This is a genomic window from Trinickia sp. (genome assembly GCF_035492435.1).
Classification (GTDB): Bacteria; Pseudomonadota; Gammaproteobacteria; order Burkholderiales; family Burkholderiaceae; genus Trinickia.
This window is the reverse complement of the sequence record NZ_DATJJF010000023.1, coordinates 19,904-43,346: the sequence shown is the minus strand read 5'-3', so window position 1 is coordinate 43,346 and position 23,443 is coordinate 19,904. Positions and strand designations below refer to the sequence as shown.

The following is a 23,443-nucleotide window of genomic DNA, read 5'->3' as shown; positions in this document are numbered from 1 at the left end:
TCGCATAGGGTTATGCGTTTAACAACCCCTTGATTTAGCTTGGCAAAGGATAGTTATCCACAGAATTGCCAGCGACTTGTTAACTACTACTACATGTATACATAAGTAAACATGTAAACCTATAACCCCACCGTGATCCGCCGCTTCGAATCTGCGTCGAACCACGACACCCAATGCCTACCTCCCTCAACCCTCAACCGCCCAAACAGCCATAACGCGATCTCGAACAGCGCAAAAGACGGGGATCACTGCGAATGCGAGGTTCATGGCTTGCGCCGCACTCGGACGTTAACTCCTCGACAGGTATTGCTCGCCGAACGCAACGCACAACCTATCGATGGTCACACCAAGTCGGAAACTGACTACTCATCAGCGAAGCCAGGATGTTAGGTAGAGGCAATGAAATAGAAAGGTATTGGTCCGCCGTATCGCTGTCGGTTGCTGCAACTTCTCGCCGACGTACGACTCACCGTGGTCCATTTGAGTCGCGCGATACCGATTTGGCTTTACTGATCACGACGGCTTCAAACTGCCGAACGCGTTCATCGAAGAAAAAGAGGGAAGCCCAGCACAAAGGCGGCGCAGCGGCAGCGAACGCAAACAGCGGCAATACGTCTGCGCGCATCGCATTGATCCTTGTTGCTATAGCGCTTCCCGAACGAAAGAGACCCCCAAAAGCGGCGCCAAGTTGCATGCCGCGTCAGGACGATCGAGGCACGGGCCTAAACGCGACGCGCATGCGGCTATCGTTGACACTCCGTTTGCCGCACACGCTTGCACGCTAGTGCTTCGACGCGGTGCTGCCCGGGCTGGAGTTGGAGACTTGTTCCCCGACGCGCCTCGCCGACCGGCTCATGGCATCGGCCATCGCTGACGTTTCCTGCCCACCGCGCTCCGCCATATCGGACATCTGCTCAGAACCCTGCTGACCCGCCTGTTGCACCGTCCCCGAGTACTGCTCTGCGGCGCGGGCCACAGAAGTGGACGCCTTGCCGACTTGATCGGCCCACGTGCGCATCGTTTCCTGTTGTGCGCCTATTTGCTCCTGTGTCCAGCGGGCCAGTTCAGACTGGACATCGGATGCAATATTGAAAAGCTGGCGTGTGTATGTTTCGGCCTTTTCGGGGGATGGCAACGCCGACGCGCCTTCCAACCCGGGAGTCTGATCCTGCCGGTTCTCGCTCAGCGCATTGACGGTGTCCCGATGCGCTACCGTCATCATCGATCGCATCGTGTCCATCTCAAGCGCCGTCAACTTTTCGAACGCGTCGATGCTTTTCGTAGCAAGCCGAAAGAAAAGCTCAGCGTTTGCCCGTTGAACGTCGGTAAACATGAAATACATGATGTGAGTCCTCCTTATATGGCGCCGCTATAAGCGACCCGAAGGAATTCGCAAGAGGGGTGCCCGGGCTTCAGGCTTGTCGATTTTGCTGCAAAGCCGCATGCCCAGCTATGACGAGGGGCGGTATGTAACTTTTTCAAAGCCGGCAGCCCCCTGTAGTTTTGTTCCACTTTGCGTGGCACTGAGTGATCGTGACTCAAACTGGCGATGGAAAGATCGGACGATACCGCCCGAAGACCGCCAGACCGAAGGGCCACGTCCGCCGGCTACATGGCACGAGCCCGATCCCGAATCGGCTGTCACCCCTGTGACGAATGAGAAATCCAGGACACCGATAGCGCAGCACGTCGCCTTCGAGTGGGCCATCCATCGGTCGCGCTCTGGGATGCCCCTCTCGTTACAATGCCCGCATCCATCAACCCAAGAAGAATATGCTGATCAACGAGCCTTCCACCTATGCCGCCGTCGAACAGGCATTCGACACGTACGAGCGGGCGCTAACAACCAACGATGTCGCCACGCTCGACGCGCTCTTCTGGCAGAGCCCTCATACGATCCGCTACGGTGCGACTGAGAACCTCAGGGGCTACGACGAGATCCGCGACTTCCGGGCACGTCGGCCCAGTCAAGGATTGATGCGTACCGTCGTCGAGCGCTCGATCACAACGTTCGGCGACGATTTTGCTACGACCCACATCGCTTTCACGCGTGAGGGAGAGCCGCGAGTCGGCCGGCAATCACAATCCTGGGCAAGAATCGACGGCAACTGGAAGGTCGTTTCGGCACACGTGAGCTGGATGGACGCATGACACGCGATGAACTAGTACAGCCGGCAATGCACGGCGCTTTCGTGCGCGACGGTTTCGGCGCGCTGCCCGAGTCTCCCATCGTTCGTCAGGCTACGTTGGCCGGGCACCGCCTGGCGGTGAAGGACGTCTTCGACGTGGCGCGGTTGCGCACAGGGGCCGGCAACCCCACGTGGGCCGCTCAGCAACGGCATGCGGCGTCGACGGCGCTGGCTGTCCGGCTACTGCTCGAGCACGGCGCGCAGTGGGTCGGCAAGACGGTCACCGACGAGTTGACCTACAGCCTCGCCGGCATGAACGTGCATTACGGCACGCCGGTCAACCCCGCTGACCCGGCACGCTTGCCAGGCGGCTCGTCGTCAGGCTCCGCCGTGGCCGTCGCAGGTGGCTATGCCGACATCGGCCTCGGGACCGACTGCGGCGGCTCTATTCGCCTCCCGGCGAGCTATTGCGGCATTTGGGGCATTCGCCCGACACATGGACGCATTGCGACGGACGGCTGTCTGACTCTCGCGCACAGTTTCGACACGGTAGGCTGGTTTGCGTCTGACGGCGCGATTCTCGCCGATGTACTGAGCGTCCTGACGCACGACGCGGTTCAGCAAACGGCTGTCAATGAGATTGCGCTGCGGGTTCCCGAACTCGTCATGCCGTTGCTCGACGAGCCCGTTAAACGCGCATTTGTCGACTCGATCGACACATTGCGCCGCGTGCTGCCGATCGAATCGCTGCCTGTGCAGTTTGCGCTGGATGAATGGGCTCGAGGCTTTCGTGTCTTGCAGGCAGCGGAGATCGGACAACGGCATGGCCCGTGGGCAACGGCTCACTTGCAATGCTTCGGTCCCGACGTCGCAGCTCGGATGAAGGCCGCAGTGGACATAACGAGTACGGCCGTATCAGAAGCTCAGCGCATACGTGTGGCAGCCATGGGTGAGCTCGCCCGGATCTTTGGCGAGCCGCGCGCCTATCTCCTGCTGCCGACCTTGCCTTCGGTCGCGCCGCGGCTCGACGCTTCGCCGACGGCAGTCGACGGAGCAAGGGCACGGGCGCAACAGATGCTTTGTATCGCAGGGCTCGCGGGATTGCCTCAGGTCAGCATGCCGTGGACGACCGTGGATGGCGCGCCGCTCGGCCTGTCGATCATTGGCGCACGCGGCGACGACAGCGGTGTCGTCGCCGTGGCGCGCACAGTTCACGGCGCTTTGATGCAGAGCCGCTGATCAATTAGTCGATTAGTCGATTAGTCGACTTACTCCGCGTGGGCGCTTTCGTCGTCGCTCGCGAGACCCACGGGGGCGCGGCTGATTTCGTTGTTCGCTTCGACGAGCTGACGCAGGCAGCGCATGAATTGCACGCGGTTGCGCTCGGAGAGCGCGGCCAATGTGCGTTCATGCGCACGCCCGACTTTAGGTTCAAGACGAATGAGGAGGGCGCGGCCGACTTTGGTGAGCTCAGCCACTCGTTTGCGCTTGTCGGTGCGCGAGGCATAGCTTTGCACGAAGCGCTTTTCGACCAGCCGACCGATCACACCGGCCGTCGTCGCCCGATCGAGGCCGACCGCGCGCGCGAGCACGATTTGCTCCGACGGACCGAATTGCTCGAGCGCACTCAGCACGCTGTACTGCACTGGCGTTATGCCCTCGGATGCGCACTCCTCAAGGAAAAGCGCCGTGTGGATCTGGTGCAGCCGACGAATCAAGGTGCCAGGACGTTCCTGGAGCGCGGCATCACGCCAACTGGCAGCCGGCGCTTCATCCCCCTTTGCTTTGACGGCTGCACGGGCATTCACGTCGCGGTTCCCTCATCGGCAAGCGGCGGCAGCACCTCGACGCAGATCGAGGTCGGCTGGAATCCCGCGCTGGGATTACTGTCTTGCGGACAATTCGACAACATGGCGATAACCGGCATTTCCGCCTTGAGGACGACGTAGTCGCCGGCTTTCGACACACCCGGCGCGATCTCGACTTGCCCCGCGTCGTCGAATTTCACGCGCATAAAAAAGTTGATGTTCGAGACGATATCCGACGGCGACATCGACCATTTCGCCAACTCAGCGACGAAGTTCGTTCGGCAACTCGTCTTCTTGCGCACACCATAGCGAAGCAAATCCATCTCGATACTGCAACAGCCGGCAAGCGTGTCGTGAAAGCCGCAAGTGTCTTTGATCACCGAGAACATCTTGCGCGCCCGATCCGAATACAGCGTGCAGCCTTCAGTGACATACAAGGAACGATTCAGCTTCACGGTATTGGGCACGTTGAGCCGATCGAGAGGGAGTTCCGCGGAGTAACAGAGAAAGTCCACGGCCTGCTGGCCCTCGACATCGACGATGCGTAACCGTTGGCCTGTTTCCAGACGACCTGACCAGCGGCCACCCGGCTCGACGATTTCCCGGCTGATCGGTTCGATGTTGCGGCAAACCGCCTGACTGTCCAGCGTCATTCCATTCTCCATGTGGGCCATCTCAGATTGTTAGTGTACATCGTATCACCAACAATTTTGGCAGGCTCAATAGGGCGGGGCACCCAAGGATCCGATTGCTCGCGGCTCGTCGACGAAAGAAACATTCGAGTTGGCGTAAGCGGTGCGGTGTCTCAAGCCGGTGCGCTTTTCTCGGGACCGACTGAACAATGATGGTGCAACCGGCGAGCGCGCCGCGCGGACGCATTGGGTACTGCTCTTGATCGCCGCGCTCGATTGTTGATTCGCCGAACGACTGGCACATTCATTTCTTCATACGAATGCCGAGGCAATGAGCGTTTGTCAGTGTACTTACTGTTTTGTTTCGTTTAGCCATCGGTCGGGCTCCATTCCCAACTTCCGCCGACGCGTGCGGGACACGGATCTTTCGACTTTCTCACCCGTTTTCGCTTCAGAGACGGTTAGCCCGCGCTGTTCGTTTTCGCCCGTCGTATCCGTCGCAACGTTTAGGAATAAGAATGAAAAGCAGGACTTGGAAGATCGGTCTTCCGACGCTGTTGCTATCCGCAGGCGCTGTACACGCGCAAACGAGCGTGACGCTGTATGGCCTCTTCGATCAGGGAATCAACTACACCAATAACGCCAATGGAGGATCGGCGTTTCAAATGAAGAGCGGCGATACGTATGGCAGCCGTTGGGGTATCAAAGGCAGGGAAGACCTAGGCGACGGATACGCGGCGATTTTCCAGGTGGAGAACGGCTTCAATGCGAGCAACGGAGCACTCGGGCAGGGTGGGCGTGAATTTGGCCGGCAAGCGTATATCGGCGTAGCTTCGAGCCGCCTCGGCACATTGACCGTCGGCCGGCAGTATGACCCGACCGTGGATCTTTTCAGTGGCCTTACTGCGGGCGGCAACTGGGGAGGCGATGTGGGTGCGACGCCATTCGATAACGATAATACAGACCTCGATTTTCGTATCGACAATGCGGTCAAATACGTGACGCCGACTTACGCCGGATTCACGGGCGAAGCCATGTACGCGTTCAGCAATACAGCGGGCGGCTTTTCGAATAACCGGCTCATCAGCGGAGCCGGCCAATATCAGAACGGCGGGCTGAGGGCAGCCGTCGCGTACATGCGGATCGACAATCCCGGCGTGGGCTCCTCAGGTGCGGTAACGAATGACTCGATCTTTACGGGCTCGATGCAAGAAAACATCGACGCCGGCGTCGGGTACACGTTCGGCAAGGCCATGCTCGCCTTTGCTTACTCACACACGACGGTCGGCGATCCCACCTCCAATGCGTACCTTTCGGGATCGCTGACACCCGTGAGCGGCGGCGCATGGACATCATGGAAATTCGACAATTTCCAAATCAACGGTCAGTACTACTTCCAGCCGAACCTCTGGCTCGGTGCGTCCTACACGTACACGCTCGGCGAGCTAGACGCCACAACCGGAAGCTATAGCCCAAAGTGGCACACAGTCGCGCTGGAGCTCGATTACGACCTCAGCAAGCGGACGTCCCTCTACGTGCAAGGCGCTTGGCAGCATGTTCAAAGCGCCAACACGGGAACGCAATTCGACAATGCCCAGATCATTGCTGCTGCGGGCCCCTCATCGACGGAGAACCAGATCGTTTCGCGTGTAGCGATGATTCACCGCTTTTGATGGGGCAATGCGCTCGGCGTGTCGCCCCTTCTAATGCGCCGTGGCTGTCTTCGAGCGGGTGGAGCGCACGAGCCAAGCTGCACGCATCGGCTTGAGCGCGGCAATGGCCAACACGGCCGTGCAGGCATCCAGTGTGATGGCCGTGCCGAACACGGCATTCCAGCCGCCGGTGTGCTGATGCAGCAGCGCCGCGACTGGCCCTCCCAGGATCGACCCGACACCCTGCGCATACGAGAGGCACGCATAGTTGACGATCGCATGCTTGCTACCGAAGGAATCTGTCAGCGTCGATGGGAAAAGCGAGAAGATTTCGCCCCAGCCGAGGAAGACGATCCCCGAGAGCAGAACGAAGAGAACCGGCTCGCCTCGCAGCTCGAGCCATAATGCCATCGCGATCGCTTCCAGGCCGAAAGCGATGAACATGGTGTTCTCTCGGCCGATACGATCCGAAACCCACCCGAACATGGGTCGAGTCACGCCGTTTGCAACTCGGTCGACGGTCAGCGCAAGCGGTAACGCGGCGAGCCCCAGCACGGTCACGCCGGCCATGCCAAAGTCTCGCGTAAAGACGGCCATTTGCGACGTCACCATGAGGCCGGACGTCGACATCATCGTCATCATGATGAAAAGCAGCCAGAAGAGCGGCGTGCGAAGCATGCTGCCCGTTTTGGTATCGGGTGCGATGCCGACGGCCGTTGGCGGTTGCCAGTCTTCCATGTAGCCGGGGGGCGGTAGACGCAAGCCGAGCGCCGCCAAAATACCCACCACGGCGAGGATGACGCCGTACGTCGTCATGGTGTGCTGATAACCGTGACTAGCGAGACTGATACTGATGGGAAAGGTGGTGACCATGGCGCCCATGCCAAAGCCCGCCATCACGATGCCGATCGCCAACCCGCGCCGATCGGGAAACCAGCGCGCCATGAGCCCGATGGTGCCGACCACGATGATGCCGACACCGATACCGCCGAAGACGCCATAGGCCAAGTAGACACCGAGGAGCGTTTCGGCTTGGCTCGTGAGAACCCAGCTGAGACCCGTCATGGCGCCGCCCGCGGCCAGCAACCAGCGTGGCCCGAAGCGCTCGATGAGATAGCCCTCAAGCGGTGAGAGGAAAGTCTGGCATACGATCAGGATCGAAAACGTGACTTGGAGGCTTGGCAGCGATACGCCGAGTTTCTCCGTCAGCGGATGCGTCCAAAGCGTCCAGATGTACTGCGGATTCGACGAGACCATCGCGCAAACCAGGCCGCACAACAATTGCCACCAGCGGCTTTTGAGCGGTGACGCAGTTGCTTGCGTCGCGATGTCGGAAACGGGTGTGGCCATTTCAATACCTGATTCTTGTGGGCACAAGCCGCGCAGGTATGCAAAGTTCGTACCAAAAAGCCTCGGCTATACCTGGGCTCAGGCGGGACATCCCCGGTAAATTAATTTTCGCCTTTCCCCGAATGGAAAGAATCGCCACCGCCTTATTTTGGTGCAAGCGTTGCCTTCTAATGGGTCGATTATTAAATTGAAAGCCGCATCATGCTGTTTGTTATCGCGTCTCGGATAACGCCGGATGCCGGCTAACGCAATGAGCATTTGCGCATCTCGCACTGTTTCGCTCGCGGCGCATTTGCAATACTGCGTCGTAATGACGCATTGCTTTCGCACTGCCATGCCGTATGGCGCAGCGTTGCTGGCCTGTGGCTTGTCGTGGTCATCGCGTCTTCCGTTTGCCTAGCAGAGGAAGGACACATGAAGTTCGATATCGAAACGCTCTTTGTGGACGCCAACAACGGCGACGATGCTCGCGCCGTAACCGCCATCACTCATCAGGACATCGTTACCGGACTCTCCGCTGCGCTGGCCCAGCAGGAGGTCGCGGTGTTGCACATGCTGTATCCGCGCACGGATGCGCGCACGCATCGAAGCCTCGATGCGCTCGTCGCCGCGCTCAACGGCCACGGCATGCATCAGGTGGCACGGCTCATCGCCGAAGAAACGCACTATCTGCTGTTCCGCGATCCGGCGAAAGCTTGGCGCGTGCTTCAAGCGATTCGCCATGACTCGCTCGCGATCGGGGCCCACGTCTATTACAAGGGTTCGTCAGGCGATGCGGCTGAGGCGGCACTCAATGCGGATGCGCGTGACAAGCGCGTTGCCGCGTGATGCATGCGCGAACTCGAAAGCGGCACCCGTTGATGCCGTCACGGAAAGAGTGAATTACCGCGGGCCGGGTTTTTCCCGAGAGACAAGAAGGATAAGCTCGTGTCTGCACTGTTCGCAATGAACGGCGCACAGATCCCCAGCAGGTCTCGCCCCACTCAGTAGAGTGGGGATTTTTTTATGGTGCGCCCACATTGGAATGTCGGCAGACGCCGCGCGCCGAGGGCCAAGCGCATCAGTGCGTCCTTTCTTTTTCAAGCGGTCGCGATGATGGCTTCTGCTACCCGTGGCTTCGATGGCTCGTATTGGCTTGTGTCCATATCGGATCAAGCCGATGACTTCACGTTTTCGCCGGGCGCCCTGTTCGCACCGTTTCGATTTGGGACACGGCCTCAAGCAGCCGCTTGGTAGGTGCGGCATCAAGCATAAGCAGGCCGGCCCGCAGCAGTTCGCTCTTCTTGACGGCGACACCGGCCTCGAGACACTTTTGCTTGAGTTTCGCTAGCTTTTCGTAGTCCGATTTCGGCATGGTAAAGCTGTCGCGCACGACTTTCTCTTTCTTTGGCCGTTTGCCTTTTTCCGGCATGGCCCCGGGAACGAAGTCCGAATCGTTCGTGACCTCGGAGGGTGTCTCGGCCGCTTTACCACGCACCGCGCGCCCACGCGAGCTATCCATCGCGGCGGACATCGCGTGGGCCGCATCGGGTGCCGCGACCGTGTGCCCATTCGTCTGCGCCGACGGATGCGACGATCTCTTGGTTGCCTTTGAGATACTCGCCCTCATAACCCTCTCCTCGTCAATAAACGATGCAAACAATATATACAGTTAATCGACGAAAGGGGAAGCGAAAATCGGTACCCGTATTGAATAAAGCGGCGCCCGCAGTGCGTACTTGCATGCAGGCATTCGAAGGCGTGTAATAGCTCTCCTCAAATCCTAATCCGTATGCGGAACGGGAGAGTCGATCATGCGCCAACCAGCCGTCGACGACATCGTCAAAGCAATCGCTGCCGATACCAGTACGCCTACTGAAGTCGTCGAGAAAATGTATAGGGAAGTGTGGGAGGCCTACAGCAAAGAGGCGCGAGTCACCGACTACATGCCCGTTCTAGTCGCAAAGCGCGTGCGCGAGGACCTGCGCAATCGGTCGCGCCAAGCTTGATTGCAACCCGCTTCCCTACTTATCGTTGATCGTTGCGTCGTCCCGCATGCAACAGTTGCTTCGCCTGAGCGAGCGCTGCGACGATATCCGCATAGGCGCGCTCGCGCGCTTGCGGATCAGGAGCGCGCAACGCATATGAGGGATGCCACGTGGCGAGCACTGCGCGGCCGCCGTGCGTCGTGACCTTGTCAAAATAGCTCTGTAGCCGCGCATGCGTGTCTTCGAGCAACGCTTTGAGTGCGGTGGACCCAAGGGCGACGACGACTTGCGGCCCGACGTCGCTCAATTCCTGTTCGAGCCAGTAATGGCAAGCGTCGATCTCGCGCTGCCCAGGGGTCTTATGCATACGGCGTTTCCCGCGCGGTTCCCATTTGAAATGCTTGACAGCATTGGTAATGAAAACCTCGTTGCGCGCGACGCCGGCCTCACGCAGTGCATTATCGAGCAGCCTACCGGCCGGGCCGACGAACGGCTGGCCTTCGCGATCCTCGCTATCGCCGGGCTGCTCACCGACCATCATGATGCGCGCATGCAAAGGCCCTGCGCCGGGCACGCCCTGTGTGGCGCGCTGCCATAACCCGCAGCGCCGGCATTCGTCGAGCGTTTTAGGCTGCTGCTGCGGATCGGCTTCGGCGCCAGTGTCTTCGCCCGAACCTGCTCGCCTTGCCGGATGTCCCTGAGCATTCATGGCCTTTCGATATTCGCCAAGCGTGGCGTCGATGGGTCACGTCAAATCACGGGGCGCACAACGGGAACGCCGCGCCAATGAGACATAAGCAATCGCAGTGCCCTGACTGCGGAGCAGGCAGATCGCGCCGGGCCGCAACATTGTCCGCAGCAATTTCCGAGACCGCTATCAGTGCCGTTCGAGTTCGTCTACGGGAGGCGCGTCCTACGAGGTCAATGCGCCGTCGCTGATTGCTGGCCTGACGTAATTCGCAGTCCTAACGATCTGTCTGATTCAGACTCGCACGAACGTACCGGCCAGGCTAATTGTCCGAGCAGGTATCTGAATGCAAGTGGCGGCTCGTCCAGACGAAACCAGGTGGTGTCGGGTACACCATTTGCTCGGAGCAAATTAGGTCTGGAGCAAAGGAGGCCACCACGATGTTTCGATTCAGACGAATGAAAGGGGCGAAGATCAGTGCCGTCCTCACGGCGTTTTTAATGTTCTCGGGTTGCACGCTCGGCGGTGCCGTGGCCGGTGGATACGCGGGCAACAAACTGACGCACGGCAGCGCGGTAGGGACAGTCGGTGGTGCGGTCGCCGGCGGCATCGTCGGACACGAATTGGGCAAATGAGGATGGCTTAGGAAAGAAAAAGAGCGAAGCGCGGGAAAGCCGCTTCGCTCTTTGACCTTCAATCACGCCCTTGGGCGCGCGCCATTAGAATCGATGGCGGATACCCACGCGGAAGGCGAGTTGGTTGTCGGCGTCCGTTCCCGACGTGTCGAAGTACGCCCTCGTGTTGGAACCGATTGCCGCTTGGAGCGCTTGTGCACCGCTGTGGCCCGATGCGATCTGATAGATACCAAGCACATACACGTCGGTGCGTTTGCTCAACGCATAGTCGACGCTGGCATTGATCTGATTCCAGTGGCCCTTGATGCTGTCGCTGCCGTTGCCGAGATTCATGTAGGTGTAGCCCAGAGCCCCCGTCAGCGCAGGCGTGAACGCGTACTTGCCACCGATGTCATAAGCGTCGAACTGAGCGGCCGCGCCCGCGGCGGGCACGTAGCGCGTGTTCGTATACAACGCCCACAACGTCGCCGGTCCGATCAGATAACGGCCGCCCACGCCGAAGCTGCGCAGTTCCTGAAAGCCTTCAAAAGATGCGTTCGCAATGGTGGTCGGGGTCGGATAGCCCGCCGAGGTAGAGTTGGGGTAGCGGATATCCGTGTAGGCGGCACCAACGCCGATCGGGCCGTTCGCGTAATTGACACCAAAGCTGTACGTGCGCGAACCGCCAGTGGGCGAGCCGCCGAACGCACCGGCCTGATTCGAGAAGCCGTACAACGCGCCGAAGGTGAGGCCGGCAAAATTGGCACTTGTGAACTTGATCGAGTTGTCGATCCGCGCCGACATCAAGCCGTCAACGTCGTTGATGTGGTAGGCGTAGTTGCCGCCCACTGTCTGGCCACCCGTCGAGTACGCGCTGAGAAAATCGGTTGAGAACGCGTACTGACGGCCGAGCGTGAACGCACCGATGCCATCTTTCGTAATACCGACAAACGCCTGGCGACCAAATTCGCGCGAGCCCTGGCGGAGTTGGCCGTTACCGACATTGAAGCCGTTTTCGAGCACGAAGATCGCCTTCAGCCCACCGCCGAGGTCTTCGCTGCCGCGCAGACCCCAGCGGCTACCTTGCGAGACACCGTCATCAAACTTGGTCAGGCTGTGCGCCTGAGTGGTTGCCGTACCGCTGTGGTTTACGTAGCTGATACCAGCGTCGATAAGGCCGTAGAGCACGACGCTGGATTGCGCATGCGCCGTTGCTCCAATGCAGCCGAAAAGAGCGGCCGCCAAAAGGTTCTTTTTCATCTCGAATATTGTTTCTATAAAAAGTGGTTGACCCCAATGTAATGCCGGTGCAGGCAGACATTGAGCACAGCTTTAGTCTTAACGAGTATTTGAGATCCGAAGCGCCTTCGACCAAAATCTGCGGAATGCTTTTACCATGAGGGACGAATATATTTCACGCCGGCGACAAATTAACGACACTTTGGACGTTTATCTTAAAAATAAGGGCGTCGGCGACGCTTGATAAATTCAAATCAAGGTTTTTCTCATTGTTCAGAGCATTGAGTTGTGCCTTGCTGCTAGCGCGCTGGCACTGCCGCCGCGGCCGCAAACACGATTAGAAGGCTCGACTATCGTTTTCGTGTGAATATGCCGATGCGAGCTGCATCAGCAGAAAGTAGAAAATAAAATCTGATTAAGAGCATCAGCCACCATGTGTGCGGCATTTTTTGCTTTTTGCTTTTTGTGGATAGTCGCTTGCGAAAGTGGTAATGACTATTAAGATCTATATTTGTTTGAACATGGCGAGTCGGGTCTGTGGGGGAGCGGGCGAATATGTTTTCGCATCAGACGGCCGCCGATTACGTCTTGGGCCTCTTGCTCTTGCTGCCAGGTTTCAGCCTTGAGTGCCGCTTATTGTCGATGCAATAGACTGCGCAACGGATGGCGCCAGTCGATGCGGCGCAGACGACGATTGGGAGGGTGCCTCCGACGCTCTTGCCACAGTCCATCGGACAAAAGAAAGGCGACGATCAAAAGGGGCAGCACGAGAAATGCGCCCAGTATCAAACGCTCGATCACGATACTCTCCCGTGCGTAGCGGCAATTCGCGACAATGCAATCCATGCTTATGCGTCTGCGGACAGTGAGTGTGTCATTGGGACAGGGCGCGCGCGCGTGGTGCAGCGCAGTGCGCCCGCCACATCGCTGCTTCATCGGCGCTCATTTGCTCGCCGTCCTCCATGTCGCAGCCAGAACGCCCACACCGACGAGCATCGCGCCGCCTGCGCGATTGACGACGCGCTGGACGCGGCCGCTGCGAATCGCTTGACGCGCGTTTGCAGCCAGCAGCGCATAGCCCAACGCGTTAATCGCCGCCAACGCGACGAACGTCGCCTCGAAAAGCGCCATTTGAGGCCAGAGCGGCGCTTGCATATCGATAAACTGCGGCACGAATGCGACGAAGAACACGATGCTTTTCGGATTGAGCGTCGTCACCGCATAAGCGTGAGCAAAGACTTTGCCTGCGTGCATCATTGAAGTGTCAGGCGCTTGCGAGTCGCCCACCGGGGTGCGCCAAAGCTTGATGCCGAGATAGGCGAGGTAAAGCGCGCCGGCCCATTTGAGCGCGGTGAACCCCGTCGCGGACGCGGCAAGCAGGGCACCGAGTCCCAGCATCGACGCAGTCATGGACGTCAAATCGCCGAGCGCAACGCCCCCCGTCGTCGCCAGCGCAAAGCGACGGCCATGACCCAGTGCGTAGGAGACGACCAGCAACACCGTGGGGCCAGGAATGACAAGCAGCACAGCCGATGCCATGGCAAACGACAGCCAATGCGTAATACTCACGGGCGTTCCCCAAGGAAAAAAGGACAAGCCGATTTAGGCACGCGCTGCGCCACTGCGCAAGCTCGAAAATGGCCGCGCTTGGTTTTGGCATCGTTTTTATTTATAGCGGCATGGTAATACATGCGGTAGGCAACGTACGCGCCACAGTTTTATGTGCGTTGCATCAATAAGGTTACGTTTATCGAGTCTTTCGAATCATTATTTAGATCGGTCTTCTACTGGTATTGAGCAATTCGATCGCTGCCTTGCTGCAGAACGAAAGCCGGAACGGTGCGCCGATTCGAGAACGCCGTCATCGAGCCGGTACGCATTTTCCTCAGATCACATCCTGATAGGCGATATAACTACGGCCATCCGCCGATTTTGCGGTTGCACAAAAATTATGCTTGTTCTTTTTCGTTCCTGATCTACGCTCTAAATCGCGTGTTTTTGAGTTTCCTTTAAATAGCTAGCTAACATACAGAAAAACCCGCAGTGGAGGAGAACATGAACCGTAAAGTCGGGATGCTTTTCATCACGGCCGGTTTTGCTGCCGCCGCATCGGTCGCACAGGCTCAGGATAGCGGGCTGAAGCCGCACCAAACTTTCCGGTTCGCCTCAGGTGCATACGGATGCGTGTCCAAGGACAAGCTCGACGCTGTCGATCGACACGCCCGTGCCGGCGAGCAGCAAGAGATGCAACGCTACTTCGAAGGCTACGAGTGCGTGCCGGCGCCCGAGCATTCGGATTTTCGCGTAGTGCGCGTGGTCGGCCACGACGTCGAATTCGTAAATGCGGGAAACGGCGATACCCGAGGGCTATGGACCAACGATCGGTTCATCAAGCCATAGCGACATCGACTCGTTGAACTCGTTCGTGCGCGGGCTGCCGCGCGCTCGCTTTCTCGCACTGTGCGGCCGGCACAACCGGCCCTTCGCGTCTGTCTCTTGCCTTGCCCTTTGCGCGCAGCGCGCCATTCGCTATGATCACGCGCCGGCGTTGCTCTTCTCGCAAGTTACCTCACCGCATTCGCAAGATGAGGCGAGACAGCGGCGTCGCATGCCTTGTCCCTCGCAGGCGGCGAGCCCCGGCAAGCCCTATTTCTCTCGACGTCGGATCGCTCTCGAATTGGCTCTCAAATCGATTATCTACAAGGCGGAACTTCAAATCGCCGATATGGACCGGCACTACTACGCCGACCATTCGCTCACGATCGCGCGCCATCCGTCGGAAACCGACGAGCGCATGATGGTGCGCCTCGTCGCGTTCGCGCTTTTTGCCAGCGAGCGCCTCGAGTTTTGCAAGGGTCTGTCGGACACCGACGAGCCGGATGTGTGGCAGAAAGATCTGACGGGCGCGATCGAGACTTGGATCGAAGTGGGGCAGCCCGACGAACGCCGCATTGCCAAGGCGAGTTCGCGTGCAGGTGAGGTTGTGGTGATGGCGTATGGCGGGCGTAGTTCCGACATTTGGTGGCAGGGCGTGCGCAGCAAAGTTGAACGGTTCGGCAATGTATGCGTGCTGTCGCTCGCGCAAAGCGTCGGCGATGCGCTTGCGCACCTCGCCGAGCGCTCAATGCGGCTCCAGGTCACCGTGCAGGACGGCTCCGCATGGGTGACGAGCGCGACGGCCGAGCCTGTCGCCGTCGAATGGTCGGTGCTCAAAGCCGGAACAGCCGCATGACGCCGCGGCTCGGCACACGTTCAGAGCGACGTGATGCGCGCCGCCTCCGGTGGGCCTTTAAGCTCGATCATGTTGCCTTCAGGGTCGAATAAATACAGCGATGGGCCGAAGCCGTCCGCACCGTATCGGCGTCCTTCGCTCCCCAGCCGCACGCCGTGCGCAATCAGATGTGCGGCTATCGCTTCGGCGTCGTAATGGTCGATGCGAAGGCACAGGTGGTCCATGTTTCGCCCGGCGCCTGGCGCACCGCTGTCGGCACGCTCGAGACTGCTGCCAACGGCCAGCAGGTCGATCAGTGAGCGGCCCGCGCGCAATTGAACCAGCCCCAGCTCGGGCTGCTCTTTTTCGACTGAGCAACCCAGGACGTCGCAGTAAAAACGCTTCATGGCGCCGGGATCGGTGGCGCGGATCACAACGTGATCGATCTCGCGGATCGTCAGCTTCATCGGTGCGTTCTCCTTGCGTAGCGGGCATTGGCCGGCCGTGCGTCGTCAGCCCATGAGGGGAGGGCTTCGCACGTGGAGGTGTCGTCGAGTTTACGGCATGGGGCCCGTGACGGATAGCATACCGCCGCTCGACAGCGTGCTTGCCGCCATGACCCACTATGGCGTCTCTTGAGTCAGCTTGCGGTGGGGCGGGGCACAGGCTGCGTCGTGCAGCCAACTCGCTTTAGGGACGCCGAAACACCGAGCAGGGTAGATCCGTCGAACCGAGAGGGCAAAAAAAACCCGCTCTTGGAGCGGGTGAATCCATATCAGAGGAGACATGGAGGAGACAAGTGTCAATATACACCAACACATGGTGCAGTGCAATATTTCTTTCACTTCCATTGAGCTGCCTCCTCTCTTGCGCAATGAGAGCGCAAGAATCGGCGCGTAGCTCGTCGCCGCTGGGCATACAGTGAGGGTTCAGCCTTCGATCGTTCGAGGAATGCCATGCAACCCGCCCACTCAAGCCAATCCGGCAAAAGCGCGCAGCCCCGCCAGGAGACCCCGATGAACCCGCAAGCGGATCGGCCGACGAGCGTAAGTTCGGTCTATCAGACGGAGGCGCAGCGCTGGCAAGCCGTCTGTACCCGAGACGCCCGCGCGGACGGCGCCTTTTTCTATGGCGTTTCGACAACGGGGATCTTTTGCCGGCCCTCGTGCGCGTCGCGCCTGCCCCGCCGCGAACATGTGGCGTTCTTCGCGACGGCGCAAGCGGCGCGGGCCGCAGGCTTGCGCGAATGCAAGCGCTGCCGTCCAGGTGGTTTGCCGCGAGAACTAGCCATCGTCGAACGCGCCTGCGCCGTGCTCGACGCCGACCCCCAAGCACGCATCACGCTGGCTCAATTGAGCGACGCGGTGCACGTCAGCCCCTTCCACTTGCAGCGGCTTTTCACGCGCGTTGTCGGCGTGTCGCCGCGCCAATATCAGGCGGCACACCGTGGCGCGGCGCTGCGCGACGCCCTGCAGCGCGGCGAGCGTGTGACGCGTGCGGCGCTCGATGCGGGATTCAACTCGCCATCCAGGCTATACGAAAACGCGGCGAGCGAGCTCGGCATGGCGCCGTCGGCCTATCGAAACAAGGGCGCTGGTCTTGTCGTGCACTACGCGTGCGCTTCAACGCCGCTCGGCCAGGTTCTCGTGGCGGCCACTGAGAAGGGCATCTGTCACATTGCGTTCGGCGATGCGGCTGACTCGCTCGTCGGTGAATTGCGACGCACGCTCGCGCATGCACAGTTGATCGAAGACGACGCGCGCATCGCACCGTTCGTCGCGCAGATCGATGCTTATCTTCATGGCGGACGCGAAACGTTCGACCTTCCGCTCGACGTCGCCGCCACGGCGTTCCGACAGCGAGTCTGGGACGCATTGCGGCGCATCCCCTATGGAGAGACGCGCAGCTATACGCAGATTGCCGAGGCGCTTGGCGCGCCGCGTGCCGTGCGTGCCGTTGCAAGCGCCTGCGCGGCGAATCCCGTTGCGCTCGCCATTCCGTGCCATCGCGTCGTGCAAAAGCGCGGCGCACTCGCTGGCTACCGTTGGGGACTCTCACGCAAAGAAGTCCTGCTCAGGACAGAAGCGCAGCGCGCCGGCGCCACAGGCGCCGATGCGCTCGGCGAGGGGGCTAAGCCCGCCAAGCTGGATGACGTCGCTTGAGTGCCGCTCACGCCACCGTCTTCGAGTTGCCGTTCAAGGCACCCTACGATTGGCCACGCCTGCTTCGTTTTCTGGCTGGCCGGGCCACGCCGGGCGTCGAGGCGGTGCACGAGGGGGCTTACCGTCGAGCGATCGAATGGGATGGGGCGAGCGGCACGCTCTCAGTAAGCCGGCATGCGCGCAGGATGCGGCTTGTCGTCCATGTCGAAGGCGATGCAAGCCACCATGCCGAGGCGCTCGCGCCCCATGTGGCGACGATGTTCGACGCAGCCGCAGATCCTGAGGCCATCGGCGCCCATTTGGCATACGATCCGTGGCTCGCGCCGCTTGTAGAGGCGGCTCCAGGGCTGCGCTTGCCCGGAGCGTGGTCCGCCTTTGAGCTCGTCGTGCGTGCCATCGTCGGCCAGCAGATCAGCGTCAAAGCGGCGACGACGCTGATCGGCCGCCTCGTCGCCCGCGCCGGCGTGCGCATTGACGATCACCCGCATGCAGCGACCGCTTGGCGCTTTCCGACACCCGCCGCACTCGCCGAAGCCGATCTCGACAACATCGGCATGCCCGGCAAACGCGTCGCCGCGCTCAAAGCCGTCGCACGGGCGGTCGCCTGCGGTGAGGTGCTCATCGAACGAAGCGCTGCCTCGAATGCACCAACGAGCGCTGGGCGCCCGGGTGACTCAAGATCAAGCTATTCGGGCAGCGCCACCGATCTGGCCGCCATGCGCGAAGCGCTGCTAGCACTGCCCGGCATCGGCGCGTGGACGGTGGAGTACATCGCCATGCGCGCTTGGCGCGATCCCGATGCGTGGCCCGCTACCGATCTCGTGCTCATGCAATCGATCGCCGCGCGTGATGCGTCGCTCGCGAGGCCTGCGGCACAACGCTCGCGCACCGACGCGTGGCGCCCTTGGCGCGCCTATGCCGCCATGCATCTGTGGAATGAAATGGCCGATCGCGCAAACGGCGCACGGGGCGGATAAGGGAGCGACAGCAAACGCGGGAACCGCGCGGCAGCGCCACGGCGTGCGACGGTCCCGACACGTCGCTTTTGACAGCACGCATACGAGCGGGCTCCGTGCAGGCCCGGACTCACGCTGGCGCGGCATCAAGCGAGCTTCACGACGCGGTGTTAAAGTGCCCGCTACTCAAAAATAATCTCGCTGGGGCCGACACCCTCGGCCGACCCCAGCCCGCATTGATGTCTGATCTATCTTCTGTTCTCTCCGGGACGTTTGCGCAGCGTTTGTCCCTTCTCACGTCGCCCTCTTTAGGCGATGTGCTTGCGCGCGGGCTACGCGGCATCGAGAAGGAGAGCCTGCGCGTGGCGCCGGACGGCTCCCTCGCCATGACACCGCATCCGCGCGGGCTCGGCTCTGCACTTACGCATCCATCGCTCACCACCGATTACTCGGAGGCGCTCATCGAGCTGGTCACGTCGGCTGAGCCGGATCCCGCGCTGACGCTGGCGCGGCTCGACGAGCTCCACCGTTTCGCGTATTCGCAACTGGGCGACGAGGTGCTGTGGAACTGCTCGATGCCTGGCACGCTGCCCGAAGACGATGACATTCCGATTGCGCAATACGGCACGTCGAACATCGGCCGGCTCAAGCATGTCTACCGCCGCGGCCTTGCGCTGCGCTACGGACGCACAATGCAGTGCATCGCGGGCATTCACTACAACTATTCGCTGAGCGAAGAAGCCTGGCGCGTGCTGCACGCGGCGGAGCCGTCCTCCGCAACGACAGTCGACTTTCAGTCCGAGCGCTACTTTGCGCTCTTGCGCAATTTCCGTCGCACGAGCTGGCTGCTCATGTACCTGTTCGGTGCATCGCCCGCGCTTCATCGGCCCTTCTTGCGAGGCCGGCCGCACGCGCTCGAAAGCTTCGATGCCGAGACTCTTTACCGTCCGTATGCCACCAGCCTGCGGATGAGTGACCTCGGCTATTCAAACACGACGGCGCAAGCAGCCCTGTGCCCCGATTACGACACGCTCTCGGGTTATCTCGACGCGCTCGCGCGCGCGGTGAGCGAGCCCTACGCGCCGTATGAAGCGATCGGCACGCACCGCGATGGCGAGTGGGTGCAGATCAATACCAACATTCTGCAGATCGAAAACGAGTTTTATTCGACGATCCGTCCGAAGCGTGTCACGCACTCGGGCGAACGGCCGCTGCATGCGCTGGCCTCGCGCGGCGTGCAGTACGTCGAAGTGCGCTGTCTCGACATCGATCCGTTTGAGCCGCGTGGCATCTCGCTGGAAACGGCTCGCTTCCTCGATGCGTATCTGCTTGTGTGCGCACTCGATGACAGCCCGCCGCTACCGAGCACAGCTTATGCCGAGGCTAATGCGAATTTCAGCCGCGTGACGCTCGAAGGGCGCAAGCCAGGGTTGCTGCTGACGCGCGACGGGCGCGACATTTCGCTTCAAGATTGGGCCGCTCAATTACTCACGCAGATCGAGCTTGCGGCAAAGGCGCTCGACGAGCTCGCCGGCACAGACGAACACCTCCGCGCCGTAGCGGCGCAGCGCGTCAAGCTCGCCGATCCCGAAACGACGCCATCGGCGCGCGTGCTACGCACGATGCGCGAGCGTGGGCAAAGCTTTGTCGCCTTTGGACTCGCACAGAGCGAGGCGCATGCGGCTTACTTTCGCGCTCACCCGCTCGGCGCCGAAGAAGCGCAAGAAGCAGCGGCGCTTGCCGCCGCATCGCTCGAGGAACAAGCCTTGCTCGAAGATCGGGACGCACCTGATTCGTTCGACGCTTTCATCACCGCTTTCCGCAGCTATACGCTCGAGCGTTTCAGCGTCTAACGGCCCGCCGATCGCGCCTCTGGTGCCCTGTGCCGGCGCGAGGCCGGCGTCGTCGGCTTCATCGTGAACATGCCTGCGTCTTACGCGTCAAATCGGATGTGTGGACCAGAAAGAGGGCGCCACCGATGAGAACGATGCTGTGGGCCGCGTCATGCGCGCTCCTTGCCGGCTGCTCGGCGGCGACGCATCGCGTGAGCCCCGAAACGATGCAACTCGCAACGGCCCCCCTTGTGTGCCAAAGTGCGGATGAATGCGCGCTTTGGTGGCAGCGGGCGGAGGATTGGGTGTTGCGCCACGGCAGCTACAAGGTATTCGCGGTAAGCGACTCGCTGATCGAGACGACAGGTCCGGAAGGCGGCAGCAGCAAGCTTGCCTACGAAATCACAAAGACGGTCAACGCCGATGGCTCGGCGACGATCGGGTTTGCCGCATACTGCGACAGCATGTTCGGCTGCCGGCCCAATCCATGGGAGGCCGGCGCAAAGTTCAAGCAGTTCGTCAGATCCGGCGTCGAACCGTCGCCGCAATCAGAGCCCGATTCCTCCCCCTCGGCGCCGAGTTCAACGGATCGCGTGCCGCCACCCGGCTGATTCTCACCGATTGATGCAACTTGCCAGTCTCAGCCGCCGGCAATGCCAATGGCTTGGCTCATCGCCAAGACCTTGACGGGAACCGCGGTACGAGCGCTTGCGAGCCATGGTATCGGGCACATCTCAAGCGCAAGCCCCCCGTTTATCGTGCTTTGACCTCACGGAGACACCGCAACCCGTGATGGCATGCGCTACCATCCCCGCATCCTTTCAAAATTCGTTCATATGCGGACCCATCGACACATCACGACGGTCGCAAGACCGTGCATGACGACGGCGGCATCGACCAAAAAAAGGACAGAGGGGACAGCGGGAGCAGTGGGGGCGGTCGCAACGACATCTCCTGCGCTTGCCGTCGCACTCGCCGTGGCGCTTGCGGCCGTACTCCCCGGTTGCGCCGTCGGGCCCGATTACAAGCGACCCGCTATCACGGTGCCGGCATCCTACAAGGAAGCGCCACCGGGATGGAAGGTCGCCCAGCCAGCCGATATCGCCGATCGCGGCCCGTGGTGGACGATCTACAACGACGCACGCCTCAACGGGCTGATGAACCAGCTCGACGCGGCGAATCAGACCGTCGCGCAATTTGCGGCCGCCTATCGGCAGGCGCGCGCACTGGTTGCACAGGCACGCGCTGCCTATTTTCCGCTCATCAGCCTCACGGCCAGCGCAACGCGCTCAGGGCAGCAGTTCTCGAGTTCGACGAGCTTCGCGAACCTGGGCGGATCGAATTCGCGCGTGGCCAACAACTTCGACGCTGTGCTCGATGCAACTTGGGAGCCGGACCTTTGGGGCAAGATCAGCCGCACGGTTGGCGCGCAGCGGGCGGGCGAGCAGGGCGCCGCTGCGGATCTTGCCAACGCCCGGCTTTCGGCGCAGGCAACACTCGGGCAGACTTACTTCCAATTGCGCGAGCTCGATGCGCTGCAGGCTCTGCTCGATGACACGGTCAAAGCCTACGCCGCGGCGCTCAAGCTCACGCAGAATCAGTACGAGCAAGGCGTGGCGGCGCGCTCAGATGTGATCCAGGCACAGACGCAGCTCCAGTCAGCACAGGCCGCGGCCATCGACAACGGTGTGGCGCGGGCCCAGGCCGAGCATGCCATTGCGGTGCTGGTCGGCCAGAGCGCTTCGACGTTTTCGATCCCGCCCATCCCGCTCGACGCCGAGCCGCCCGAACTGCCTCTCGAGTTGCCCTCGGCGCTGCTCGAGCGGCGCCCCGACATCGCGTCGGCTGAGCGCAGGGCTGCTGCTGCCAATGAACAAATCGGCGTAGCGATATCGGCATACTTTCCAACCCTGACGCTGTCGGCGCAAGGCGGTTATCAAAACTCGGTGTTTTCGCAGCTCTTCTCGCTGCCGTCGCGCTTCTGGACCCTCGGTCCCTCGCTCGCAGAAACGGTGTTCGACGCGGGTTTGCGTCACGCTCAGACGCAAGCCGCGCGCGCCGTGTACGACCAGCAAGTGGCCGCCTACCGGCAAACGGTGCTCGCCGCGTTTCAGGACGTCGAGGACAATTTTGCGTCACAGCGCATCCTCGCGCAGGAAATCGTCGTGCAGCGGCAGGCCGTCGATTCTGCGCGGCAAGCACTGGCCATCGTCATTAATGAGTACAAGGCAGGGACCGTCGGCTACGTCAATGTGCTCACCGCGCAAACCACCGCCTTCCTCGCCGAGCAAAGGCTTGCGACGCTGAACGGGCAACGCATGCTGTCGTCGGTCGGGCTCGTAAAGGCACTCGGCGGCGGTTGGAACGCCGCCGACATCGAGCGCGAGGTTGGCGCGATAGAAGCGCCGCCCGCTCAGCGCATGTAATCGAGCGTGACGGTGCCCGTGGCTGTGCGCTGCCCAAGCAGGTTCAGCAATCCGACGAGGTTGTCGCGCGCCTCTGGCGTCGCGTTCGCTTCGCCGTGAAACGAAGTGCCCTGGCGCGCAATGGTGCCGTGTCCGCTCAACAGTAGCGGCCCTTTGAGCGTCGACAGATCGAGCGTCGAAGCAGCACCTTGCGCTTGCACCGCAACGCGATAGGAACCGAGCGGCTTCACGCGGGAAACACGCGAGACCATGTCATCGAGCGTGACCGTCAATCCACCGAAGGCATTGCCGCGAATCCAGTGCCATTGCGTCCAGCGCACGCGTACGTCGCCTTGCAGATCGAGCGTATTGAAAGGCGCGCCAAGGCCGCTCAATAACGCGGCTGGCAAAGTGATAGCGCCGGGCGACGCGGTGGCGCCATTGAGCGACGCTTCGATTGTCACAGGGTCGATCATGGCGTCCGTGTGCCGCAGCCGCAAACGCACGCGCCCGGATAACAGCGGCCAGAAGGCCGTGTTCCATTCGATGCGCCCCGGCAATACGGCGGCCGGCCCCGCATCGGCAGAACCGGCCGCCAGCATCAGCGCAGCCGAACCGCGCCAAAGCGAACCCGATGCGTCGATCAGATCGACACGGCCCTGCGTTGCTCGCGCGAGCTGCGGTGTGACCCATGCGGCCGGCAGCAGCACGACGAGCACGAGGCCGCTCGAGACGACGGCAACAGCCAGCCACGGCAGTGCTGCTGCCAAGCGGCGTATCCAAACGTTCATCAGCGGC

Annotated in this window: 23 protein-coding genes; 13 read left to right on the top strand and 10 right to left on the bottom strand. The window is 61.0% G+C overall.

What is annotated here, in order from left to right; genetic code table 11:
• Positions 1–781: 781 nt before the first annotated feature.
• Positions 782–1,342, bottom strand: a complete 561-nt coding sequence (locus VL598_RS02115; RefSeq protein ID WP_325325045.1) for a phasin family protein — start codon at positions 1,340–1,342, stop codon at positions 782–784.
• Between the two features lie 431 nt (positions 1,343–1,773).
• Between VL598_RS02115 and hpxZ the strand changes: the two genes are divergently transcribed.
• Positions 1,774–2,151 (top strand): oxalurate catabolism protein HpxZ, encoded by a 378-nt coding sequence (gene hpxZ / locus VL598_RS02110; RefSeq protein ID WP_325325044.1) that lies wholly within the window; start codon positions 1,774–1,776, stop codon positions 2,149–2,151.
• On the top strand, positions 2,148–3,368 hold the full coding sequence (locus VL598_RS02105) for an amidase (protein ID WP_325325043.1): 1,221 nt from the start codon (positions 2,148–2,150) through the stop codon (positions 3,366–3,368). Before hpxZ ends, VL598_RS02105 begins: the two co-directional genes overlap by 4 nt.
• A gap of 29 nt (positions 3,369–3,397) precedes the next feature.
• Here the strand turns inward: VL598_RS02105 and VL598_RS02100 are convergent, their stop codons facing one another.
• Positions 3,398–3,937, bottom strand: a complete 540-nt coding sequence (locus VL598_RS02100; protein ID WP_325325042.1) for a MarR family winged helix-turn-helix transcriptional regulator — start codon at positions 3,935–3,937, stop codon at positions 3,398–3,400.
• Complete coding sequence (locus VL598_RS02095) at positions 3,934–4,590, bottom strand: urea carboxylase-associated family protein (RefSeq protein WP_325325041.1); 657 nt, start codon at positions 4,588–4,590, stop codon at positions 3,934–3,936. Before VL598_RS02095 ends, VL598_RS02100 begins: the two co-directional genes overlap by 4 nt.
• A 497-nt stretch (positions 4,591–5,087) precedes the next feature.
• Here VL598_RS02095 and VL598_RS02090 point away from each other — a divergent pair, with 497 nt between their 5' ends.
• The gene (locus VL598_RS02090) at positions 5,088–6,242 is read left to right on the top strand and encodes a porin (RefSeq protein ID WP_325325040.1); all 1,155 of its coding nucleotides are present in this window, start codon (positions 5,088–5,090) and stop codon (positions 6,240–6,242) included.
• A 30-nt stretch (positions 6,243–6,272) separates the two neighbouring features.
• On the opposite strand, the gene oxlT is transcribed toward VL598_RS02090, so the two are convergent.
• Entirely contained in the window at positions 6,273–7,571 is a 1,299-nt protein-coding gene (gene oxlT, locus VL598_RS02085; RefSeq protein ID WP_325325039.1) for an oxalate/formate MFS antiporter, read from the bottom strand.
• A 414-nt stretch (positions 7,572–7,985) separates the two neighbouring features.
• Here oxlT and VL598_RS02080 point away from each other — a divergent pair, with 414 nt between their 5' ends.
• Positions 7,986–8,399 carry a hypothetical protein gene (locus VL598_RS02080; protein WP_325325038.1) on the top strand — a complete coding sequence of 138 codons (414 nt, stop codon included), beginning with the start codon at positions 7,986–7,988 and terminating at the stop codon, positions 8,397–8,399.
• A 337-nt stretch (positions 8,400–8,736) separates the two neighbouring features.
• On the opposite strand, the gene VL598_RS02075 is transcribed toward VL598_RS02080, so the two are convergent.
• Positions 8,737–9,180 carry a hypothetical protein gene (locus tag VL598_RS02075; RefSeq protein WP_325325037.1) on the bottom strand — a complete coding sequence of 148 codons (444 nt, stop codon included), beginning with the start codon at positions 9,178–9,180 and terminating at the stop codon, positions 8,737–8,739.
• 184 nt (positions 9,181–9,364) lie between these two features.
• Between VL598_RS02075 and VL598_RS02070 the strand changes: the two genes are divergently transcribed.
• Positions 9,365–9,559, top strand: a complete 195-nt coding sequence (locus VL598_RS02070; protein WP_325325036.1) for a DUF3562 domain-containing protein — start codon at positions 9,365–9,367, stop codon at positions 9,557–9,559.
• A gap of 19 nt (positions 9,560–9,578) precedes the next feature.
• Here VL598_RS02070 and VL598_RS02065 read toward each other — a convergent pair whose 3' ends face one another.
• Positions 9,579–10,247, bottom strand: a complete 669-nt coding sequence (locus VL598_RS02065; RefSeq protein ID WP_325325035.1) for a UdgX family uracil-DNA binding protein — start codon at positions 10,245–10,247, stop codon at positions 9,579–9,581.
• Positions 10,248–10,684: 437 nt separating this feature from the next.
• Here VL598_RS02065 and VL598_RS02060 point away from each other — a divergent pair, with 437 nt between their 5' ends.
• Positions 10,685–10,861, top strand: a complete 177-nt coding sequence (locus tag VL598_RS02060; RefSeq protein WP_325325049.1) for a glycine zipper 2TM domain-containing protein — start codon at positions 10,685–10,687, stop codon at positions 10,859–10,861.
• Between the two features lie 84 nt (positions 10,862–10,945).
• Here the strand turns inward: VL598_RS02060 and VL598_RS02055 are convergent, their stop codons facing one another.
• Together VL598_RS02055 and VL598_RS02050 are read right to left on the bottom strand one after the other, a co-directional pair.
• Positions 10,946–12,100, bottom strand: a complete 1,155-nt coding sequence (locus VL598_RS02055) for a porin (RefSeq protein ID WP_325325034.1) — start codon at positions 12,098–12,100, stop codon at positions 10,946–10,948.
• Between the two features lie 921 nt (positions 12,101–13,021).
• The gene (locus tag VL598_RS02050; RefSeq protein WP_325325033.1) at positions 13,022–13,648 is read right to left on the bottom strand and encodes a LysE family translocator; all 627 of its coding nucleotides are present in this window, start codon (positions 13,646–13,648) and stop codon (positions 13,022–13,024) included.
• A 486-nt stretch (positions 13,649–14,134) separates the two neighbouring features.
• On the opposite strand from VL598_RS02050, the gene sap1 reads away from it, so the two are divergent.
• Together sap1 and VL598_RS02040 are read left to right on the top strand one after the other, a co-directional pair.
• Positions 14,135–14,479: a surface attachment protein Sap1 gene (sap1, locus tag VL598_RS02045; protein WP_325325032.1), complete on the top strand. Its 345-nt coding sequence runs from the start codon at positions 14,135–14,137 to the stop codon at positions 14,477–14,479.
• A gap of 277 nt (positions 14,480–14,756) precedes the next feature.
• Complete coding sequence (locus tag VL598_RS02040) at positions 14,757–15,311, top strand: YaeQ family protein (protein ID WP_325325048.1); 555 nt, start codon at positions 14,757–14,759, stop codon at positions 15,309–15,311.
• 20 nt (positions 15,312–15,331) lie between these two features.
• On the opposite strand, the gene VL598_RS02035 is transcribed toward VL598_RS02040, so the two are convergent.
• Positions 15,332–15,757 (bottom strand): VOC family protein, encoded by a 426-nt coding sequence (locus VL598_RS02035; protein ID WP_325325031.1) that lies wholly within the window; start codon positions 15,755–15,757, stop codon positions 15,332–15,334.
• A 549-nt stretch (positions 15,758–16,306) separates the two neighbouring features.
• Here VL598_RS02035 and ada point away from each other — a divergent pair.
• From ada to VL598_RS02010, 5 genes are all read left to right on the top strand, one after another.
• A complete protein-coding gene (ada, locus tag VL598_RS02030; protein ID WP_325325030.1) occupies positions 16,307–17,452 on the top strand; it encodes a bifunctional DNA-binding transcriptional regulator/O6-methylguanine-DNA methyltransferase Ada in 1,146 nt (381 codons plus the stop codon).
• Positions 17,449–18,429 carry a DNA-3-methyladenine glycosylase family protein gene (locus tag VL598_RS02025; protein WP_325325029.1) on the top strand — a complete coding sequence of 327 codons (981 nt, stop codon included), beginning with the start codon at positions 17,449–17,451 and terminating at the stop codon, positions 18,427–18,429. Before ada ends, VL598_RS02025 begins: the two co-directional genes overlap by 4 nt.
• A 218-nt stretch (positions 18,430–18,647) precedes the next feature.
• Positions 18,648–20,261 carry a glutamate--cysteine ligase gene (gene gshA / locus VL598_RS02020; RefSeq protein ID WP_325325028.1) on the top strand — a complete coding sequence of 538 codons (1,614 nt, stop codon included), beginning with the start codon at positions 18,648–18,650 and terminating at the stop codon, positions 20,259–20,261.
• A gap of 125 nt (positions 20,262–20,386) precedes the next feature.
• A complete protein-coding gene (locus VL598_RS02015) occupies positions 20,387–20,851 on the top strand; it encodes a hypothetical protein (RefSeq protein ID WP_325325027.1) in 465 nt (154 codons plus the stop codon).
• 267 nt (positions 20,852–21,118) lie between these two features.
• Complete coding sequence (locus VL598_RS02010) at positions 21,119–22,666, top strand: efflux transporter outer membrane subunit (protein WP_325325026.1); 1,548 nt, start codon at positions 21,119–21,121, stop codon at positions 22,664–22,666.
• On the opposite strand, the gene gspN is transcribed toward VL598_RS02010, so the two are convergent.
• Positions 22,654–23,436, bottom strand: coding sequence for a type II secretion system protein N (gspN, locus tag VL598_RS02005; protein WP_325325047.1), 783 nt, complete (start codon positions 23,434–23,436; stop codon positions 22,654–22,656). The two genes, VL598_RS02010 and gspN, sit on opposite strands and share 13 nt — an antisense overlap.
• Positions 23,437–23,443 lie beyond the last annotated feature (7 nt).

Excerpts from the sequence above, each read along its gene's own strand:
- VL598_RS02115 (WP_325325045.1), bottom strand. The coding sequence starts at position 1,342 with ATGTATTTCATGTTTACCGACGTTCAACGGGCAAACGCTGAGCTTTTC.
- hpxZ (WP_325325044.1), top strand. The coding sequence starts at position 1,774 with ATGCTGATCAACGAGCCTTCCACCTATGCCGCCGTCGAACAGGCATTC.
- VL598_RS02105 (WP_325325043.1), top strand. The coding sequence starts at position 2,148 with ATGACACGCGATGAACTAGTACAGCCGGCAATGCACGGCGCTTTCGTG.
- VL598_RS02095 (WP_325325041.1), bottom strand. The coding sequence starts at position 4,590 with ATGACGCTGGACAGTCAGGCGGTTTGCCGCAACATCGAACCGATCAGC.
- VL598_RS02090 (WP_325325040.1), top strand. The coding sequence starts at position 5,088 with ATGAAAAGCAGGACTTGGAAGATCGGTCTTCCGACGCTGTTGCTATCC.
- oxlT (WP_325325039.1), bottom strand. The coding sequence starts at position 7,571 with ATGGCCACACCCGTTTCCGACATCGCGACGCAAGCAACTGCGTCACCG.
- VL598_RS02080 (WP_325325038.1), top strand. The coding sequence starts at position 7,986 with ATGAAGTTCGATATCGAAACGCTCTTTGTGGACGCCAACAACGGCGAC.
- VL598_RS02075 (WP_325325037.1), bottom strand. The coding sequence starts at position 9,180 with ATGAGGGCGAGTATCTCAAAGGCAACCAAGAGATCGTCGCATCCGTCG.
- VL598_RS02070 (WP_325325036.1), top strand. The coding sequence starts at position 9,365 with ATGCGCCAACCAGCCGTCGACGACATCGTCAAAGCAATCGCTGCCGAT.
- VL598_RS02065 (WP_325325035.1), bottom strand. The coding sequence starts at position 10,247 with ATGAATGCTCAGGGACATCCGGCAAGGCGAGCAGGTTCGGGCGAAGAC.
- VL598_RS02060 (WP_325325049.1), top strand. The coding sequence starts at position 10,685 with ATGAAAGGGGCGAAGATCAGTGCCGTCCTCACGGCGTTTTTAATGTTC.
- VL598_RS02055 (WP_325325034.1), bottom strand. The coding sequence starts at position 12,100 with ATGAAAAAGAACCTTTTGGCGGCCGCTCTTTTCGGCTGCATTGGAGCA.
- sap1 (WP_325325032.1), top strand. The coding sequence starts at position 14,135 with ATGAACCGTAAAGTCGGGATGCTTTTCATCACGGCCGGTTTTGCTGCC.
- VL598_RS02035 (WP_325325031.1), bottom strand. The coding sequence starts at position 15,757 with ATGAAGCTGACGATCCGCGAGATCGATCACGTTGTGATCCGCGCCACC.
- ada (WP_325325030.1), top strand. The coding sequence starts at position 16,307 with ATGAACCCGCAAGCGGATCGGCCGACGAGCGTAAGTTCGGTCTATCAG.
- gshA (WP_325325028.1), top strand. The coding sequence starts at position 18,648 with ATGTCTGATCTATCTTCTGTTCTCTCCGGGACGTTTGCGCAGCGTTTG.
- VL598_RS02015 (WP_325325027.1), top strand. The coding sequence starts at position 20,387 with ATGAGAACGATGCTGTGGGCCGCGTCATGCGCGCTCCTTGCCGGCTGC.
- VL598_RS02010 (WP_325325026.1), top strand. The coding sequence starts at position 21,119 with ATGACGACGGCGGCATCGACCAAAAAAAGGACAGAGGGGACAGCGGGA.
- gspN (WP_325325047.1), bottom strand. The coding sequence starts at position 23,436 with ATGAACGTTTGGATACGCCGCTTGGCAGCAGCACTGCCGTGGCTGGCT.